The organism is Oleiphilus sp. HI0128 (assembly GCF_001635365.1).
The window spans coordinates 1-1,534 of the sequence record NZ_LWGG01001092.1 but is presented as its reverse complement, the minus strand read 5'-3'; the positions used below and the strand labels follow the sequence as shown (position 1 = coordinate 1,534).

1 protein-coding gene is annotated in these 1,534 nt (G+C 45.8%); it reads right to left on the bottom strand.

Annotation, left to right across the window (positions count from 1 at the left end):
- Positions 1 to 1,534, bottom strand: a 1,534-nt coding sequence (locus A3763_RS18570; RefSeq protein WP_068760323.1) for a M3 family metallopeptidase, incomplete at both ends; no start/stop codon positions are given.

Below are 1,534 nucleotides of genomic sequence, written 5' to 3'. Positions count from 1 at the left end.
CTGTTTGGTAGTGACGACTGATCATAGCTATCGATTCTTCCTGCCAGCACCAGTTTTCCAAAAACTGACTTGGCAGTTCAACCACATCCCAAGGCACCCCAGAAATACCTGATACCCCAGCAACATCGACTTTGGTTAACATATGGTGCAAACCATGTCCGAACTCATGGAACAGTGTCGTCACTTCATTGTGAGTTAACAAGCTATCTGCCAGATTACCGCTCTCATCCGCAACAGGCGGTGTAAAGTTACACGCCAAGAAAGCTACCGGCATTTGCACAGAGCCATCGGCCAAACGTCTGCGTGCACGACAGTCTGCCATCCAGGCGCCACCACGTTTGTCTTTTCGGGCATAGATATCCAGATAGAAACCAGCTACTTCTTCACCCTCGCTATAAATGCTGTAATAGCGAGCATCTTGGTGGAAGGTTTTCACCTCAGGGCGCTCTTTGACTTCAATGCCAAACAGTTTCTGAACCACATCAAACATGCCTTGCAGAACCACTGGTGCTGGGAAGTATGGCTTTAACGCTTCTTGCGAAATATCAAAACGAGCCTGTCGAAGCTTTTCGGAATAATAGCCCACATCCCAGGGATTCAGTTCAGCCACACCGAACTCTTCTTTCATATAGGCTTTAAGCTCTTCTACTTCATTTTTTGCGTAATCAATAGCCTTGCCTGCAAGCTGCTCTAAAAACTCAATCACTTCATCTGGCGTGTCTGCCATTTTAGTCGCTAAGGAGCGCTCGGCATGATTGTCAAACGACAGCAACTTAGCAAGCGCCTGACGGCAACTGAGTATGCGTTGGATATTATTACTATTATCCCACTTACCCGCATCAGGTCCTTGGTCGGAAGCGCGAGTCAAATAAGCCTGATATAGCTGCTCACGGATATTGGCATCATCGCAGTAAGTCATAACCGGCAAATAACTAGGAATATCCAGGGTAATCAGATAACCCTTTTCATGTCCCTTGGCTTTTGCCTGGCTTTCGAGCAGTTGTAGTGCACTTTCTGGCAGACCTGCAAGTGAATCAACGTCTTCAAAATAGAGCGTCCAAGACTGTGTCGCATCCAAGACATTTTCCGAAAAGCTGTTGGTCAGCTCTGACATCTCCTTCTTCAATGCCGAGTAGGCTTCTTTTTCATCATCTTCCAACGCCACTCCCGACAACTTGAAGCCACGAAGAGTATGTTTGATTGACTGCTTTTGAGCTTGGCTCAGCCCAGCGTATTCATCGCTATCAGCCAAGGCCTGATAAGCTAAAAACAAGTCCTTATTCTGCCCCATTTCTGTACCGTATTCTGTCAATTTAGCGATAAGGCGCTTGTAGATTTCTCTCAACTCATCGGAATTTAGCACTGAGTTATAATGGGAAATAACCGACCAAACATTATTCAAGCGATCGTCAGCACTTTCTAAAGGATACGCAAAATCTTGCCAAGAATATTGTTTATCAGTTACAAGCTTTTCGACTAAAGCTCTGTTGTCTGCAAGCACCTTATCTAATGCGGGCTCAAAGTGCTCTAATGT